Raw genomic sequence first — 13,970 nt, 5'->3', positions numbered from 1 at the left:
ATGCGCAACGGCAGTGAGTGGGTATACGGCCCAGGCGACCTGGCGGAGGACGGCTGGGAGTCTGTGGTGGACGCGCGCATCCCTGGCTGGCAGCACACCGGCCTGCGGGTGGCGGAGCTCGACGGCTCTGCCGACAGTGGCGCCACCGTGGCGCTCGCCGCCGGCGACGTCGAGCGGATGATCGTGCCGCTCGCCGGGTCGTTCACCGTCGAGTACGACGAGCAGGGCGCTGCGACCGCTTCGCAGGTCCTCGCCGGGCGCGCGTCCGTCTTCGACGGCCCGACCGACGTGCTCTACCTCGGCGCAGGGACATCAGCGACGATCGGCGGGCACGGGCGCGTCGCAGTGACGGAAGCCGTGACAGCCGAGCGTCGCCCTGCCGCCTACCTGCCGTCCTCCGCGGTGCCCGTCGAGCTGCGCGGCGGTGGCCAGTCCAGCCGCCAGGTGCACAACTTCGGCGTGCCCGGTGCGCTGGATGCGGTGAAGCTGATCGCCTGCGAGGTGATCACGCCCGCCGGCAACTGGTCATCGTACCCGCCGCACAAGCACGACGAGCACCGGCCGGGCGTCGAGTCCAGGCTGGAGGAGATCTACTACTTCGAGACGGCGGTGACGCGCGGAGCGGACGCGCCGGCGGAGGCGGCGCCGTTCGCCGTGTTCGCCACGTACTCGTCGGACGAGCGCCCCATCGCCATCGACGCGCGGGTCGGCAGCGGCGACATCGCACTCGTGCCGCACGGCTACCACGGCCCGGCCGTCGCAGCGCCGGGCTATGACCTCTACTACCTCAACGTGATGGCCGGGCCGGACGCCGAGCGCTCCTGGCTCATCACCGACGACCCCGCCCACGGCTGGGTGCGTCGGACCTGGGACGCGGACGGGATGGATGCGCGGCTCCCGTACGCATCCACCGACAGCGCCGCATCCACGGGATCCACCGCATCCACCGACACCACCGCATCCACCGACACCATCGCATCCACCGACACCACCGCATCCACCGAAGGAGCACCCCTGTGAGCGGCACCAAGCGCATGACCGTGAGCCAGGCTCTCGTCGAGTTCCTGGCCCACCAGTGGACCGTCGACGGCGACCACCGCGAGCGCACGATCGCCGGGACGTTCGGCATCTTCGGGCACGGCAACGTGGCAGGCATCGGGCAGGCGCTCAAGCAGTTCGCCGTGCAGGACCCCGCCATGATGCCGTACCACCAGGCCCGCAACGAGCAGGCGATGGTGCACGAGGCCGTCGGGTACGCGCGGCTGCGCCGCCGCCGCGGGACGTTCGCCTGCGCAGCGTCCGTCGGCCCCGGCGCGACCAACATGCTCACCGGAGCCGCCCTCGCCACCACCAACCGGCTGCCCGTGCTGCTGCTGCCGTCCGACACGTTCGCGACGCGGGTGGCCGACCCCGTGCTCCAGCAGCTCGAACTGCCGCACGACGCCTCGATGAGCGTCAACGACGCGTTCAAGCCGCTGTCGCGCTACTTCGACAGGATCACGCGACCCGAGCAGCTCTTCTCCGCCGCGCTCGGCGCGATGCGCGTGCTGACCGACCCCGTGGAGACCGGAGCGGTCACCATCGCGCTGCCGGAGGACGTGCAGGCGGAAGCCGTCGACGTGCCGCTGGAGTTCCTCGCAGACCGCGAGTGGCACGTGCGCCGTCCCGTGCCGGAGCGCGACGCGCTCGCCCGCGCGGTCAGGGCGATCGCCGCGGCAGAACGTCCGATCATCGTCGCGGGCGGCGGTGTGATCTACTCCGACGCCGTGGCAGAGCTGCGCGCGTTCGTGGAGGCCACCGGCATCCCGGTCGGCACCACCCAGGCGGGCGGCGGCTCTATCGAGTGGGACCACCCGCTGTCGCTCGGCAGCATCGGCTCAACGGGGACGACCGCCGCCAACCGGTTCGCCGCGCAGGCGGACCTGGTGATCGGGATCGGGACGCGCTACAGCGACTTCACCACCGCATCCCGCACGGCGTTCGCGCGCGACGGCGTGCGGTTCGTCAACGTCAACGTCGCATCCTTCGACGCGTACAAGCACGGCTCGACGCTGCCGGTGATCGCCGACGCCAGGGAGGCGCTCGTCGCCCTGCGGGACGCGCTGGCGGGCTTCGGAACGCCGGCCGCCTACCGCGACGAGGTCGCGAGCGAGAAGCGCTCGTGGGACGCCACTGTCGACGCGAGCTTCGCCGATCGCGGGCTCGACCGTCCGTCGCAGTCGGAGATCATCGGCGCCGTGAACGCGGCGAGCGACCCACGGGATGTGGTGGTCTGCGCCGCCGGCTCGCTGCCGGGCGACCTGCACAAGCTGTGGCGGGTGCGCGACGACCTGGGCTACCACGTCGAATACGCCTTCTCCTGCATGGGCTACGAGATCGCCGGCGGGATGGGCGCCAAGCGCGGCGCTGACGACCGCGACGTGATCGTGATGGTCGGCGACGGCTCATACCTGATGATGCACACCGAGCTGGTGAGCGCGGTGGCGGAGGGCGTGAAGATCATCGTGGTGCTCATCCAGAACCACGGCTACGCCTCCATCGGGCACCTGAGCGACACGGTCGGCTCGCAGCGCTACGGCACCAAGTACCGGTTCCGCGACGACGCGACCAACGCGTTCGACGACGGCCCAGCTCTGCCGGTGGACCTCGCGGCCAACGCGGCGAGCCTCGGCGTCGACGTGATCAGGGTCGAGCAGACCCCGAACGCGATCGCCGACCTCACGGCCGCCGTCGCGCGGGCCAAGGCGGCGACGGGACCCACCCTCATCCACATCAACAGCGACCCGCTGCTGTTCTCGCCGGACGGCGACGGCTGGTGGGACGTGCCGGTCGCGGAGACCTCGGAACTCGACAGCACCCGCGACGCCAGGGCCGCATACGACAAGCAGAAGACGCGCCAGCGGCCGTACGTCGGCTGACGGCATCCAGCGCATTACGAGCATCCAGAGCATCCAGAGCATCCAGAGGAGAACGATGACAGACAGCACCCCCGCCCTGCGGATCGGCACAGCCCCTGACTCGTGGGGAGTCTGGTTCGCCGACGACCCGAAGCAGATCCCGTGGCAGCGCTTCCTCGACGAGGTGGTCGCCTCCGGCTACACCTGGATCGAGCTGGGGCCGTACGGCTACCTGCCGACCGACCCGCACCAGCTCGAGGACGAGCTCGGCTCCCGCGGCCTCAAGCTGTCCGCCGGCACGGTGTTCACCGGCTTCCACAAGGGAGAGGACCAGTGGCAGAGGGCATGGGACCAGGCGCTGCAGGTCGCCGGCCTCGCCACAGCGCTCGGGGCGGAGCACCTCGTGGTCATCCCTGACCTGTGGCGCAGCGACGCCACGGAGGAAGTGCTGGAGAGCCGCACCCTCGACGACGAGCAGTGGGCGAAGCTCGCGGCCGGGCACGACAAGCTCGGCAAGGCGCTCCTCGAGGAGTTCGGGATGCACCAGCAGTTCCACTCGCACGCCGACAGTCACGTGGGCACGTACGGCGAGGTCGAGCGGTTCCTCACAGAGACGGACGCCGCCTACACGAACCTGTGCCTCGACACCGGGCACTTCTCCTACTACCTCGGCGACAACCTCAAGCTCATCCAGGCGTATCCGGAGCGCATCGGCTACCTGCACCTCAAGCAGGTCGACCGCGACATCCTCGCCGACGTGCTCAAGAACGACGTGCCGTTCGCGACGGCCGTCGCCCGCGGTGTCATGACAGAGCCGCCGGCCGGAGTGCCGGACTTCGCGCCGATCATCGAGGCGGTCAGCGCCATCGATCAGAACATCTTCGCGATCGTCGAGCAGGACATGTACGGCACGGACATCGAGCGTCCGTTCCCGATCGCGAAGCGCACCCGCGAGCACATCTTCGGATGCACGCGGCACGCCCGCCAGGACTGACCCCCTTCCCGATCCGGCGACCCCTCCCCACCGAAAGAAGACCAGCATGACCACCGAACCCCTCCGCATCGCCGTCGTCGGCGCCGGGATCATGGGCTCCGACCACATCACCAGGATCACCAAGCACATCGCAGGCGCCGAGGTCGCGGCCGTCGTGGAACCGGACGCCGCCCGCGCCGCCGCTGCCGCTGCAGGCGCACCTGCTGCCGTGACGCGCAGCCGCATCGAGGACGCCCTGGAGCACGACAGCATCGACGCGGTCATCATCGCGACCCCTGGCCCGTTCCACGAGTCGGTGCTGCTGCCGTCGCTCGACGCCGGGGTGGACATCCTCTGCGAGAAGCCGCTGACGCCGGACTCCGAGTCGTCGCTGCGCATCCTGGAGGCCGAGCAGAAGACCGGGCGTCCGCGCATCCAGGTGGGCTTCATGCGACGCTTCGACGACGAGTACCTGCAGCTCAAAGAGCTCATCGACTCCGGCGACGCCGGCGCCCTGCTCGCCCTGCATTGCGCGCACCGCAACCCTTCGACCCCGCCCGGCTACACAGAGTCGATGCTCATCACCGACTCCGTGGTGCACGAGATCGACGTGGTGCCGTGGCTCGTCGGCGAGCCGATCGCCGCCGTCGAGGTGCGCAAGCCGCGCCGCAACTCGCTCGCCCCCGAGGGCCTGCGCGAGCCGCAGCTGGTGCTGCTGGAGACCGCATCCGGTGTGCTGGCGGACGTGGAGATCAGCGTGAACATCCAGTTCGGCTACCAGGTGACAACGGACGCCGTGTTCGAGCGGAGCGTCGCCGAGATCGGGCGCACGTCGGGCATCGCCCGGTATGTGGACGGCGCGTTCCGGCAGGCCGAGCACCTGTCGTACACGACGCGGTTCGCGAAGGCGTACGACACCGAGGTGCAGCGCTGGGTGGATGCAGTGCGCCGCGGTGCGATCGACGGCCCGAGCGCCTGGGACGGCTACCTCGCCGCCGCGGTCTGCGAGGCGGGCGTGCGTGCGCAGGCCAGCGGCCTCCGCACCGAGGTCAGCTATGTGGAGCGTCCCGCGTTCTACGCGTGACAGCCGGCACCTCTGCGTGGCCTACTTGTCGACGAGGGTGATCTCGAAGGAGTAGAGGTCGGGCCGGTAGCAGTGGTGGCCGAACTCGACGGCTCTGCCGGAGTTGTCGTACGCGGTGCGGTCCATGGTGAGCACCGGTCCGCCGCCGTCGATCTCCAGCAGCGTGCTCTCCTCGGCGGATGCGCGACGCGCGCCGATCGTCTGACGCGCCACCCGCATCGTGGTGCCGCGTCCGCGCATCAGCTGGTAGAGACCGTGCTCGCCGAGGTCGGCCGCCGTGATGTCGGTGAAGTCGGACGGCAGGTAGTTCTCCAGCACGCCGACCGGCACGCCGTCCGCGCTGCGCAGGCGCCGCAGGTGCAGGACGGGGCTCGACGCCTCCAGGTTGAGGACCCCGCCGATCGTGGGTCCTGCCGGGATCACCTCGTGCAGCAGCAGGGTGGTCTCCGGATGCTTGCCGCCGCGCGCAAGGTCGTCGTAGAGGCTGGTCAGCTCGACTTTCCTGGTGACGGGACCGTGGACGACCTGGGTGCCGATCCCGCGACGGCGCACCACGAGGCCCTTGTCGACCAGCTCCTGGATGGCGCGCCGTACGGTCGGCCGGGACAGGCCGAGGCGTTCGCCGAGTGCGATCTCGTTCTCCAGCCGCGATCCAGGCGGCAGCTCGCCGTCCACGATCGCGTTCTCGATCCGCGTCGCCACCTGGAAGTAGAGGGGGACCGGCCCGGAGTGGTCGAGGTCCATGAACAGGTGCTGCGGGAGGGGGCCGTCGCTCTGGGGCACGATACCTCGTTCATGTCAGGACAAATGGGTGGTCCCGACATTAGCACCCGTCCGCCCCGGTGCGCGGGTGGGCGCGGCGAGTGGGCGTGGGTAGGAGTGGCTGGGAGCGCTACGCGGCCTGCGCGGTGCCGATGCGGCCGAGCCGGGAGCCGGTGCTCACGGCGAGCTCGTCGATGCTGGCCGCCCCGTGGCGGCGGGCGGCGTGCACGATGATGGCGGCGCAGGCTTCGGCGTCGGCCAGCGCGTCGTGGTGGTGGAAGTCCTCGAACCCCGCGGCCATCGCGGCGACCGGCAGCCGGTACGAGTCGAGCGTGTATGTGCGCCTGGCGACCTGCAGGCTGCAGAGGTAGCTGTAGTCGGGGCAGGCGATGGCAGTGGCCTGGCACGCGGCGCGGATCACGCCCATGTCGAACCCGGCGTTGTGCGCCACGAGGTAGTCGTCCTCCGCGAACTGGACCAGGTCGGGAAGCTGGTCGATCCAGCCGGCGGCGTTCACCACGTCCTCTGCGCGAATGCCGTGGATGCGCGTGTTCCACTCCTGGAAGAAGTCGTGTCCGATGGGCGGCTGGATGAGCCAGCCGACCCGGTCGACCACCTTGCCGTCCCGCACCTTGATGAGCCCGACCGAGCACGCGGACGCCGCACTCCCGTTCGCGGTCTCGAAGTCGATAGCGGTGAAGTCCAGTGGCACGGGAACATGCTCGCACGGCCCACCGACGCCGCCTGGTTAGGGCGGCGGTGTGCCGTGGATGCGTGGGGGCGGGGCGTACATCCGCGCGCGGGCGCACGCCGGGCCGGGGTGTGGATCCACCGGCGAGCGCGCATCCGCCGCAGGGTGCGCGCGTAGCATCGGCAGCATGTACGAACGGAACGACCACGACGCCCATGCCCGCTCCTTCGACAAGGCTGCCGACGTGTACGACGCCGCGCGTCCCGGCTATCCGGCCGAGGCCGTGTCCTGGCTGATCGGCGACGCCACCGGCCCCGCCGTAGACCTCGGCGCAGGCACGGGCAAGCTCACCGCCGCCCTCGTGCAGCGAGGGCTGGATGTGACCGCCGTCGATCCCTCTCCGGAGATGCTGCGCGTGCTGGGCGAGCGACTCCCCGGGGTGGCAGCGCGGCTCGGCACGGGGGAGAGCATCCCGGTCGACGATCACTCCGCCGGCTTGGTGGTGGCAGCGCAGGCGTGGCACTGGGTGGACCCCGCCGTCGCGGTTCCCGAGGTGGCGCGCGTGCTGCGCCCGGGTGGGGCGCTCGGGCTGGTGTGGAACTTCCGCGACGAGTCCGTCGGCTGGGTGCGGCGGCTCGGCGAGCTGATGGACACCGGCTCCGCGTACGCGAGCGACGAGGTCGAACCCGTGGTCGGCGAGCCGTTCGGCCCGCTGGAACGGCACGAGGTGCGCTGGGTGCAGCAGCTGACCGTCGACGGGATGCTCGACCTGGCCCGCTCGCGCAGCTACTTCATCACCAAGGACGCCGACACCCAGGCCGCCGTGATCGCATCGCTGCGCAGACTCGCGGCCGAGCATCCCGACCTGGCCGGCCGCGACACGTTCGAGCTCCCGTACGTCACGCACTGCTACCGCACCGTGCTTCCGGGCTGACGCGGCGCACGATTCGTGCCGAACACACGCTGCGGAGCGCGCGCACCGCACGTTTCGCACGAGTGCTTTGCGCAGCGCGGGGGTGCGCGGCGCACGGCCCGTAGAATGGTCGATCGTGGCTCTCACTATCGCAATCGTCGGACTCCCCAACGTGGGAAAGTCCACCCTCTTCAACGCGCTGACCAAGAACACCGTGCTCGCGGCGAACTACCCGTTCGCCACGATCGAGCCGAACGTCGGCGTGGTGAACCTGCCTGACCCGCGGCTCGACAAGCTCGCCGAGGTCTTCGGCAGTGAGCGCATCCTCCCTGCTCCGGTGTCGTTCGTCGACATCGCGGGCATCGTCAAGGGCGCGAGCGAGGGCGAAGGTCTCGGCAACAAGTTCCTCGCCAACATCCGCGAGGCCGACGCGATCGCCCAGGTGGTCCGCGGCTTCGACGACCCGGATGTGGTCCACGTCGCTGGCAAGGTGGATGCGGCCGGCGACATGGAGACCATCAACACCGAGCTGATCCTCGCCGACCTGCAGGCGCTGGACAAAGCGATCCCTCGGTACGAGAAGGAGGTCAAGGGCCGCAAGCTGGAGCCGATCGTGCTCGAAACGGCTCAGGCGGCGCACGCGGTGCTGTTCGAGGGCAAGCCGCTGTCGGCCGCATCCATCGACCTGGAGCCCATCGCCGAACTCGGCCTGCTCACCGCGAAACCGTTCATCTACGTCTTCAACGTGGACGAGTCCGTGCTGACCGACGACGCCCGCCGCGCCGAACTCGCCGCCCTGGTCGCTCCCGCCCAGGCGGTCTTCCTCGACGCGAAGCTCGAATCCGAGCTCATCGACCTCGACGCCGACGACGCGGCCGAACTCCTCGCATCCACCGGCCAGACCGAGAGCGGCCTCGACCAGCTCGCCCGCATCGGCTTCGACACCCTCGGCCTGCAGACCTACCTGACGGCCGGCCCGAAAGAGTCGCGCGCCTGGACCATCCACAAGGGCTGGAAGGCCCCCCAGGCGGCCGGCGTGATCCACACCGACTTCGAGAAGGGCTTCATCAAGGCCGAGGTGATCTCGTTCGACGACCTCGTGGATGCGGGCTCGGTGGCCGAGGCGCGGTCTCGGGGGAAGGCGCGCATGGAGGGCAAGGACTACGTGATGCAGGACGGGGATGTTGTGGAGTTCCGCTTCAACGTCTAGATATCCCCGGAGTTCACCAGCCCTGTGACCCGGGCGACCCCTTGAAGGGTCCGACGACGGCGCTCGTGATCCAGCCGCCGTAGAAGCCTCCGGGCTGCGGCGTGACGACCTCGCCGTCGACGGTGCACTCGTCCATCTGCTGCGGGTAGACGGCGACGCGGTCTCGGAGCGATTCGAAGCCGGGCGACGGATGCGGGTAGTTCCACGCGCAAGCGGACCGGACCTCGCCTCCGCCGCGCACGTCGAGATATCGTGCGGTGCCCTTGAACTCGCAGAACGACGATCCGTCGGCGTCGAGCAGCGCACCGGTGGCGAAGTCCGCTATCGGGAGGTAGTAGACCGGCGGATGGCTGGTCTCGAGCACCCTGACGACGTCTCGCGTTTCAACGATGAGCTGCCCGCCCAGACGGATCGTGACAGGCGCGGCGACGCGCTCGATGCGTGGCGGTCTCGGGTAGTCCCACACAGACTCCTGTCCGGTTCCTGGGATCTCGGGGCGCGGCCGGGGCACCTGTTCACTCTATGTCAGCGGTGCTTCACTGGGGTATGGCCCCGTCACCGATGTTCCCGCTCGGATCAGTGCTGTTCCCATTCGTGCCCATCCCCCTGCGGGTGTTCGAGCCGCGGTATCTCACCATGGTCGGGCGATTGCTCGACGAGGACGAGCCGGGGTTCGAGTTCGGCGTGGTCCTCATCGAGCGCGGACCCGAAGCCGGGGGTGGCGACCAGCGTGCATCGGTCGGAACGATGGCGCGTCTCGTGAGCGCGGCCGCTGGCGCCGACGACCTGCTCATCGTCGGTGTGGGGACCAGGCGGTTCACGGTCGATCGCTGGGTCGACGAGAACCCGTATCCTCGGGCCGAGCTCTCGATGCTGCCGGAGCTGGAGTGGTCCGAGGCGCTCGCACCCCTGCGGGCCGAGGCCGAAGCGGTTGTCCGCCGGGTGATCGCCCGTGTCGCGGAGCCGCAGCCGGATGCCGACGCCGAACTGTCGGACGATCCCGTCGCGGCCGTGTGGCAACTGGCAGCGATCGCCCCACTGGGCGAGTACGACAGGTACACCCTGCTGCAGTCGACATCCATGGGGAGTCTCCTGCGTCAGACGATCGATCTGACCCTCGAGGCCGAAGAACTCTGGTCCGCCGAGTGGGGAAGCTGACCACCGTTCACCATCCCTGGTCTTGACGTTCGCACCGAGACCGCATCGCTCCCCGCCGGCTCGGATGGATCGGACGTGAATTCGATGTTCGCAGCCCCTCAAGGACCCTCGATCACCGCGGTCCGAACGCGCCCGCGGGGTCTTCCTGCCACCATGGACCGATGGACACCGACGTCACCCTATCGAGAACGCTCCGTAGAGCATGGCCCGCCATCTGCATCGTCCTCGTCAGTTGGCTCCTCCTGGTGCTCGCGCAGGGCATCCCGACAGTGTGTGCTCTGGCGTACCCGTGTCCAGCACCCGACGTCCGCGTGGCGCCCGCCGTCGTCTCCGGAGCGCTCCTGCTCCTGCCGCTGACGGTCGTGCTCGTCCCAGCGGCCCATCGGCCTCGGAACGCATGGGTCGTCACGGTCGCGTATGCAGTGCTGGTGACCCTGGCCGTCGTCGGCCTGGCGACGGTGGCATTCTCCGGAGGGTTCAGCCTCTCGCTCGGCTGACCAGGCTCGTTGAACCACCGTGGCATTCCGCGCACCATACGGGTCGCGCGCCGCCGAGATGCTGTCCCCACGATCCAGAAGCGGCACTGGGCGTGCATAATCAACGAGTGGATTTGGTGACGAACGACCCGACGCGAGAAGCGAGCGGGAAGCGTCTCGACAATGTTCGCGTCTACCAGAGCCGAATCGTCTACAACAGCCGAGCGGAGCCGAGGTCGGGCGTTCCCACCGCGGACATCCCATGAGACTCGCCTTCGCAGAAGCATCCATTTCGCTCTTCCTCTCCGGATATCAGTTCCCCGACCTCACCCCGCCTCACCCCGCCGGGGAATGGGACGCCGACTGGCTCGTCGTCATAGGGAAGATCCACTCGAATGGCCGCACGGGGGAGTTCCGCGACCCGTGCCTGACCGCATTCGAGGCGGGTGAGCTCGGGCGATGGCTGCGCGTGATATCGCAGAGCGGTCGGGGCGACGACCGCCGCAGCGTCACGTCGCTCGATTTCACCGAGCCAGAGCTGGCTTTCGAATGCGCGCTCCTGAGCGACGATGATGCGGTGATTCGCGTCGTGTTCTCCGGGGGCGCGGCGCATCCAGAGGATGGAGTCGGTGGCGCCGGCGAGGAGGCTCGGGTCGTGACGGTGCAGATGTCTCTCGCCGATATCGGCCTGGCAGCGGACGAGTGGGAGCGAGAGTGCGCGCGGTATCCCGCACGCAGCACGGACGCAGCTCCGTAGGAAGCACCTCCAGAGATCGAGAAGCTGACGTCGTTCGATAGCGTGAGCGGATGGTCAGAATGACGATCGACAGACTCCGGTCGGCCCAGCAATCGGCCGACCTCGTGCGCGTGGAGCGCGCACCGGTACAGCGACCCTGTATGCGGGTTCGTCGTCGCGGTCGGGAGGAAGTGGACCGTCCTTGCGCGGACGGAGGACGGCGGATACTTCGACGGCTACATCGCGGTCCTTTCCCGCAGCGTGAGGAGGGCGAAACGGGTTCGCGGTTTCGATGCCACCTTCTCGCGCAGCCGACCGGAGTGGCCCGGCGTGCTCGATCAGGACTTTCCGGCGGACAGTACAGCCGAGGTGCTTCGCGCCTTCTCCGCCCGATCGTCTCTGATCGGCATCGAGAAGGAGCGCGAGCGATCGGCGATGTGGATCGGCGAAGTTGACGGGATCGCGTCCAAGCGGGTGTGGCTGACGGAGGTTCGCCGCGACGCCACGTGGCACGCGCAGCCGCTCGGGTACCGACTTCGCGCCATCACGGCTGTGTCGATCGGTACGCGATACCTGAGGGCGCTCGCCGAAGTCGCTGGTCCGGCCCCGCAGCGCTCAGGGAACGCGGACTCAGCGTCCGGGTGAACGCGGTCTGCGCAAGCCGTCGACGCGCGTCGCATTCCGGCGCCCCCAGACGCGCTGTGGCAGAATTCGACCGCACCACCCGCACCACCCGCACCATCAGCCAACCCAGGAGGGCCGCCCATGCCGTACACCGTCGACTTCGTCACTGTCTCCACTGCCGGGCTGGAGTCGTCGCCCGTGGCCGAGGCGCTCGCCGGGTTGCGGGCCAACGAGGCGCGCTACCTCCACAACAAGTACGACCACGATTTCACGGTCGGCTCTGTGGACGAGCCGGGGGAGGCGGCGGATGCGCTGGCGTGGGTCACGCGCATCCTCAAGGAGGAGCGGGACCTGGTCATCGCATCGCGGGCGTTGGAGGCGACGGCGTTCGAGGTCGAGGGGATCCGGATGGCGTACGTGTTCTACGAGTCCGGGCTGTCGATCAACGTGATGTACACGATCGATGATGCCGGCAAGCGGGCGGTCGGGCTCAAGCTGTCGGACGGGATGGAGATTCCTGCTGAGCTGGCCGACAAGTTCAAGTTCGCGCGGCAGAAGTCGAAGCTGGCGGGGACGATCCGCGGGTCGTTCTTCGTGATCAAGGGCGAGTACTAGAGGGCGGCGCGCCTGCTCACCCGCCCGATCGTGCCGTGAATGTCCGTGGTGGCCGGTAGCGTCTTCCCATGTCCATCGATGTGCTTCCCGCAACCGGCCACTGGGACGATTTCGCCACCTTCATGGTGCCGCGCAAGCCGGGCGGCGGCGGGTGCGTGTGCATGTCGTACCGGGATGCGCGGCTCGGGATGCCGGAACGCATCGAATACATGCGCTCGGAGTGCTCGGCGGAACCTGGGCCCGGTGTGCTCGCCTACCTCGATGGCGAGGTGGCGGGCTGGTGCTCCGTGGCGCCGAAATCGACGTACCGGCGGCTGATGAACTCGCGGACCATTCCGCACCTCGACGAGGAACGCGACCCGTGGTCGATCGTGTGTTTCGTGGTGCGTGGCGGCTTCCGCAAGCGCGGGCTGATGCACGACCTGCTGGACGGCGCGGTGGAACACGCGCGCGCATCCGGGGCCGCGCTGGTGGAAGGGTATCCGGTGGACACCGGGGGAGAGCGGGTGGATGTGATCAGCGGCTACGTGGGAACGGTGGCCCTGTTCGAGAAGCACGGGTTGGCCCGCGTGCAGGCGACGGATGCGCACTCTGGCGCGACGCAGCGCTGGGTGATGCGGCGAGAGCTGGGCTGAGCGGCGCCGGCACGGGCCGGCGCCAGCTCGTCTCTGCCGGGTTCAGTCGGTCTCCGCCGACGTCAGACGCGCGCGTCCACGTCTGACAGGAACCCGGCGGACGGCGCCGCGGCCTCCCCGGTGATCACCGCGGCGAGACGATCGCCCACCAGCGGCCCCATCGTCAGGCCGGCTGCGCCGAACCCCGCGTTCACGTATACGCCGTCCAGGCCGTGCAGTGCACCGACCGTCGGCAGCTCGCCGTCGGGGAGCGGGCGAAGGCCGACGCGGGTCTCGATGAGGGTCGCGTCCGCGAGGCCGGGGGCGACCGACAGCGCATTGTCCAGAATCTGGCGCTGCCCGTCCGCCGTCACCCGCGGGTCGAAGCCGGAGCCGGTCTCGCGAGTCGCGCCGACCACCACGCGGGAATCGTCGAACGCGACCAGATAGTGGCTGGAGACGGGATGCACCGACGGCCAGAAGCGCGTGTCCGCCGTGCCGACGCGCAGGTGCGTGATCTGCCCGCGCTGCGGCTCCACCGGGATGCGGCGGCCGAGCGGTTCCAGCATGCGGTTGGTCCACGCGCCGGTCGCGACCACCACCGTGTCGGCCTCGAGGGTGTTCCCGGCGGTCTCGACCGCCCAGCCGCCCCCGTTCACCGCGGCGATGGAGGCGATTCCCTCCACGATGGTCGCCCCCAGGGTCCGCGCCCCGGCGAGCAGCGCGGTCCGCAGGGTGCGCCCGTCGACGCGGGCGCCGCCGGAGATGTGCAGCGCGTCGAACCCCTCGCCGAGCGGCGGGAACAGCTCGCGCGCGCGACTGTTCTGGATGCGCGACACCTGGCCGGCCGATCGTGCACCGCCGAGACGGCCGGTGATCCGCGCCTCCACCTCGTCCAGCACCCCCGATTCGCGGTTGACCACCAGCGCGCCCGCCCTGCGGTAGCCGATGTCGTGCACGTCCACGGCGGCGAGCTGCGCGATGAGCTCGTCGTAGTGGTCGGCGCCCGCCGCGTACAGGTCGTAGAACTCGCCGGTGACGACCGAGCTCCACGGCTGGATGATCCCGGCACCCGCGGCGGTCGCCTGGCCGTCGAAGCCCGCCTCGACCATGGTCACCGTCACGCCACGCCTGGCGAGGGAGAACGCGGTGGCCGCGCCGGCGATCCCGGTTCCGATGACGATGGCGGTGGTGGCTGGCATAGTGCTCCCTCGGTT

Annotated in this window: 16 protein-coding genes; 12 read left to right on the top strand and 4 right to left on the bottom strand. The window is 69.6% G+C overall.

Features of this window, described 5'->3' with window-relative positions:
* From iolB to ACIRCZ_RS06625, 4 genes are read left to right on the top strand one after another with little or no spacing between them, the layout of a single operon-like run.
* Nucleotides 1–1,020 (top strand): 5-deoxy-glucuronate isomerase, encoded by a 1,020-nt coding sequence (gene iolB / locus ACIRCZ_RS06640; protein WP_402850919.1) that lies wholly within the window; start codon nucleotides 1–3, stop codon nucleotides 1,018–1,020.
* A gap of 14 nt (nucleotides 1,021–1,034) precedes the next feature.
* Nucleotides 1,035–2,918 carry a 3D-(3,5/4)-trihydroxycyclohexane-1,2-dione acylhydrolase (decyclizing) gene (iolD, locus tag ACIRCZ_RS06635; protein ID WP_402851686.1) on the top strand — a complete coding sequence of 628 codons (1,884 nt, stop codon included), beginning with the start codon at nucleotides 1,035–1,037 and terminating at the stop codon, nucleotides 2,916–2,918.
* A 55-nt stretch (nucleotides 2,919–2,973) separates the two neighbouring features.
* A complete protein-coding gene (locus tag ACIRCZ_RS06630) occupies nucleotides 2,974–3,891 on the top strand; it encodes a sugar phosphate isomerase/epimerase family protein (protein WP_402850916.1) in 918 nt (305 codons plus the stop codon).
* A 46-nt stretch (nucleotides 3,892–3,937) separates the two neighbouring features.
* A complete protein-coding gene (locus ACIRCZ_RS06625; protein ID WP_402850913.1) occupies nucleotides 3,938–4,954 on the top strand; it encodes a Gfo/Idh/MocA family protein in 1,017 nt (338 codons plus the stop codon).
* Nucleotides 4,955–4,975: 21 nt separating this feature from the next.
* Here the strand turns inward: ACIRCZ_RS06625 and ACIRCZ_RS06620 are convergent, their stop codons facing one another.
* Both ACIRCZ_RS06620 and ACIRCZ_RS06615 read right to left on the bottom strand, forming a co-directional pair.
* The gene (locus ACIRCZ_RS06620; RefSeq protein ID WP_055896522.1) at nucleotides 4,976–5,698 is read right to left on the bottom strand and encodes a GntR family transcriptional regulator; all 723 of its coding nucleotides are present in this window, start codon (nucleotides 5,696–5,698) and stop codon (nucleotides 4,976–4,978) included.
* Nucleotides 5,699–5,846: 148 nt separating this feature from the next.
* Entirely contained in the window at nucleotides 5,847–6,428 is a 582-nt protein-coding gene (locus ACIRCZ_RS06615; RefSeq protein ID WP_055895609.1) for a 3'-5' exonuclease, read from the bottom strand.
* Nucleotides 6,429–6,594: 166 nt separating this feature from the next.
* Here ACIRCZ_RS06615 and ACIRCZ_RS06610 point away from each other — a divergent pair, with 166 nt between their 5' ends.
* The gene (locus ACIRCZ_RS06610) at nucleotides 6,595–7,341 is read left to right on the top strand and encodes a class I SAM-dependent methyltransferase (protein WP_402850910.1); all 747 of its coding nucleotides are present in this window, start codon (nucleotides 6,595–6,597) and stop codon (nucleotides 7,339–7,341) included.
* Between the two features lie 115 nt (nucleotides 7,342–7,456).
* Nucleotides 7,457–8,530 carry a redox-regulated ATPase YchF gene (gene ychF / locus ACIRCZ_RS06605; RefSeq protein WP_402850907.1) on the top strand — a complete coding sequence of 358 codons (1,074 nt, stop codon included), beginning with the start codon at nucleotides 7,457–7,459 and terminating at the stop codon, nucleotides 8,528–8,530.
* 13 nt (nucleotides 8,531–8,543) lie between these two features.
* Here ychF and ACIRCZ_RS06600 read toward each other — a convergent pair whose 3' ends face one another.
* Nucleotides 8,544–9,041 carry a DUF427 domain-containing protein gene (locus ACIRCZ_RS06600; protein ID WP_402850904.1) on the bottom strand — a complete coding sequence of 166 codons (498 nt, stop codon included), beginning with the start codon at nucleotides 9,039–9,041 and terminating at the stop codon, nucleotides 8,544–8,546.
* Nucleotides 9,042–9,091: 50 nt separating this feature from the next.
* Between ACIRCZ_RS06600 and ACIRCZ_RS06595 the strand changes: the two genes are divergently transcribed.
* From ACIRCZ_RS06595 to ACIRCZ_RS06570, 6 genes are all read left to right on the top strand, one after another.
* Nucleotides 9,092–9,688 carry an LON peptidase substrate-binding domain-containing protein gene (locus tag ACIRCZ_RS06595; protein ID WP_402851682.1) on the top strand — a complete coding sequence of 199 codons (597 nt, stop codon included), beginning with the start codon at nucleotides 9,092–9,094 and terminating at the stop codon, nucleotides 9,686–9,688.
* Between the two features lie 161 nt (nucleotides 9,689–9,849).
* Nucleotides 9,850–10,185, top strand: a complete 336-nt coding sequence (locus ACIRCZ_RS06590) for a hypothetical protein (protein ID WP_402850901.1) — start codon at nucleotides 9,850–9,852, stop codon at nucleotides 10,183–10,185.
* A 241-nt stretch (nucleotides 10,186–10,426) separates the two neighbouring features.
* Complete coding sequence (locus tag ACIRCZ_RS06585) at nucleotides 10,427–10,921, top strand: hypothetical protein (RefSeq protein WP_402850898.1); 495 nt, start codon at nucleotides 10,427–10,429, stop codon at nucleotides 10,919–10,921.
* Nucleotides 10,922–11,230: 309 nt separating this feature from the next.
* Nucleotides 11,231–11,545: a hypothetical protein gene (locus ACIRCZ_RS06580; protein WP_402850895.1), complete on the top strand. Its 315-nt coding sequence runs from the start codon at nucleotides 11,231–11,233 to the stop codon at nucleotides 11,543–11,545.
* 120 nt (nucleotides 11,546–11,665) lie between these two features.
* Complete coding sequence (locus ACIRCZ_RS06575; RefSeq protein ID WP_402850892.1) at nucleotides 11,666–12,139, top strand: phage tail protein; 474 nt, start codon at nucleotides 11,666–11,668, stop codon at nucleotides 12,137–12,139.
* 68 nt (nucleotides 12,140–12,207) lie between these two features.
* On the top strand, nucleotides 12,208–12,774 hold the full coding sequence (locus ACIRCZ_RS06570; protein ID WP_402850889.1) for a GNAT family N-acetyltransferase: 567 nt from the start codon (nucleotides 12,208–12,210) through the stop codon (nucleotides 12,772–12,774).
* Nucleotides 12,775–12,836: 62 nt separating this feature from the next.
* Here the strand turns inward: ACIRCZ_RS06570 and ACIRCZ_RS06565 are convergent, their stop codons facing one another.
* On the bottom strand, nucleotides 12,837–13,955 hold the full coding sequence (locus ACIRCZ_RS06565; protein WP_402850886.1) for an NAD(P)/FAD-dependent oxidoreductase: 1,119 nt from the start codon (nucleotides 13,953–13,955) through the stop codon (nucleotides 12,837–12,839).
* Between the last annotated feature and the right edge of the window lie 15 nt (nucleotides 13,956–13,970).

Origin of the sequence: Leifsonia sp. NPDC102414, from assembly GCF_044765685.1 — a bacterium.
Classification (GTDB): Bacteria; Actinomycetota; Actinomycetes; order Actinomycetales; family Microbacteriaceae; genus Leifsonia.
Note: the sequence above shows the minus strand (reverse complement) of the source record. Positions and strands in the feature narration are given on the sequence as shown.

Excerpts from the sequence above, each read along its gene's own strand:
- iolB (WP_402850919.1), top strand. The coding sequence starts at position 1 with ATGCGCAACGGCAGTGAGTGGGTATACGGCCCAGGCGACCTGGCGGAG.
- iolD (WP_402851686.1), top strand. The coding sequence starts at position 1,035 with ATGACCGTGAGCCAGGCTCTCGTCGAGTTCCTGGCCCACCAGTGGACC.
- ACIRCZ_RS06630 (WP_402850916.1), top strand. The coding sequence starts at position 2,974 with ATGACAGACAGCACCCCCGCCCTGCGGATCGGCACAGCCCCTGACTCG.
- ACIRCZ_RS06625 (WP_402850913.1), top strand. The coding sequence starts at position 3,938 with ATGACCACCGAACCCCTCCGCATCGCCGTCGTCGGCGCCGGGATCATG.
- ACIRCZ_RS06620 (WP_055896522.1), bottom strand. The coding sequence starts at position 5,698 with ATGGACCTCGACCACTCCGGGCCGGTCCCCCTCTACTTCCAGGTGGCG.
- ACIRCZ_RS06610 (WP_402850910.1), top strand. The coding sequence starts at position 6,595 with ATGTACGAACGGAACGACCACGACGCCCATGCCCGCTCCTTCGACAAG.
- ACIRCZ_RS06595 (WP_402851682.1), top strand. The coding sequence starts at position 9,092 with ATGTTCCCGCTCGGATCAGTGCTGTTCCCATTCGTGCCCATCCCCCTG.
- ACIRCZ_RS06590 (WP_402850901.1), top strand. The coding sequence starts at position 9,850 with ATGGACACCGACGTCACCCTATCGAGAACGCTCCGTAGAGCATGGCCC.
- ACIRCZ_RS06585 (WP_402850898.1), top strand. The coding sequence starts at position 10,427 with ATGAGACTCGCCTTCGCAGAAGCATCCATTTCGCTCTTCCTCTCCGGA.
- ACIRCZ_RS06575 (WP_402850892.1), top strand. The coding sequence starts at position 11,666 with ATGCCGTACACCGTCGACTTCGTCACTGTCTCCACTGCCGGGCTGGAG.
- ACIRCZ_RS06570 (WP_402850889.1), top strand. The coding sequence starts at position 12,208 with ATGTCCATCGATGTGCTTCCCGCAACCGGCCACTGGGACGATTTCGCC.
- ACIRCZ_RS06565 (WP_402850886.1), bottom strand. The coding sequence starts at position 13,955 with ATGCCAGCCACCACCGCCATCGTCATCGGAACCGGGATCGCCGGCGCG.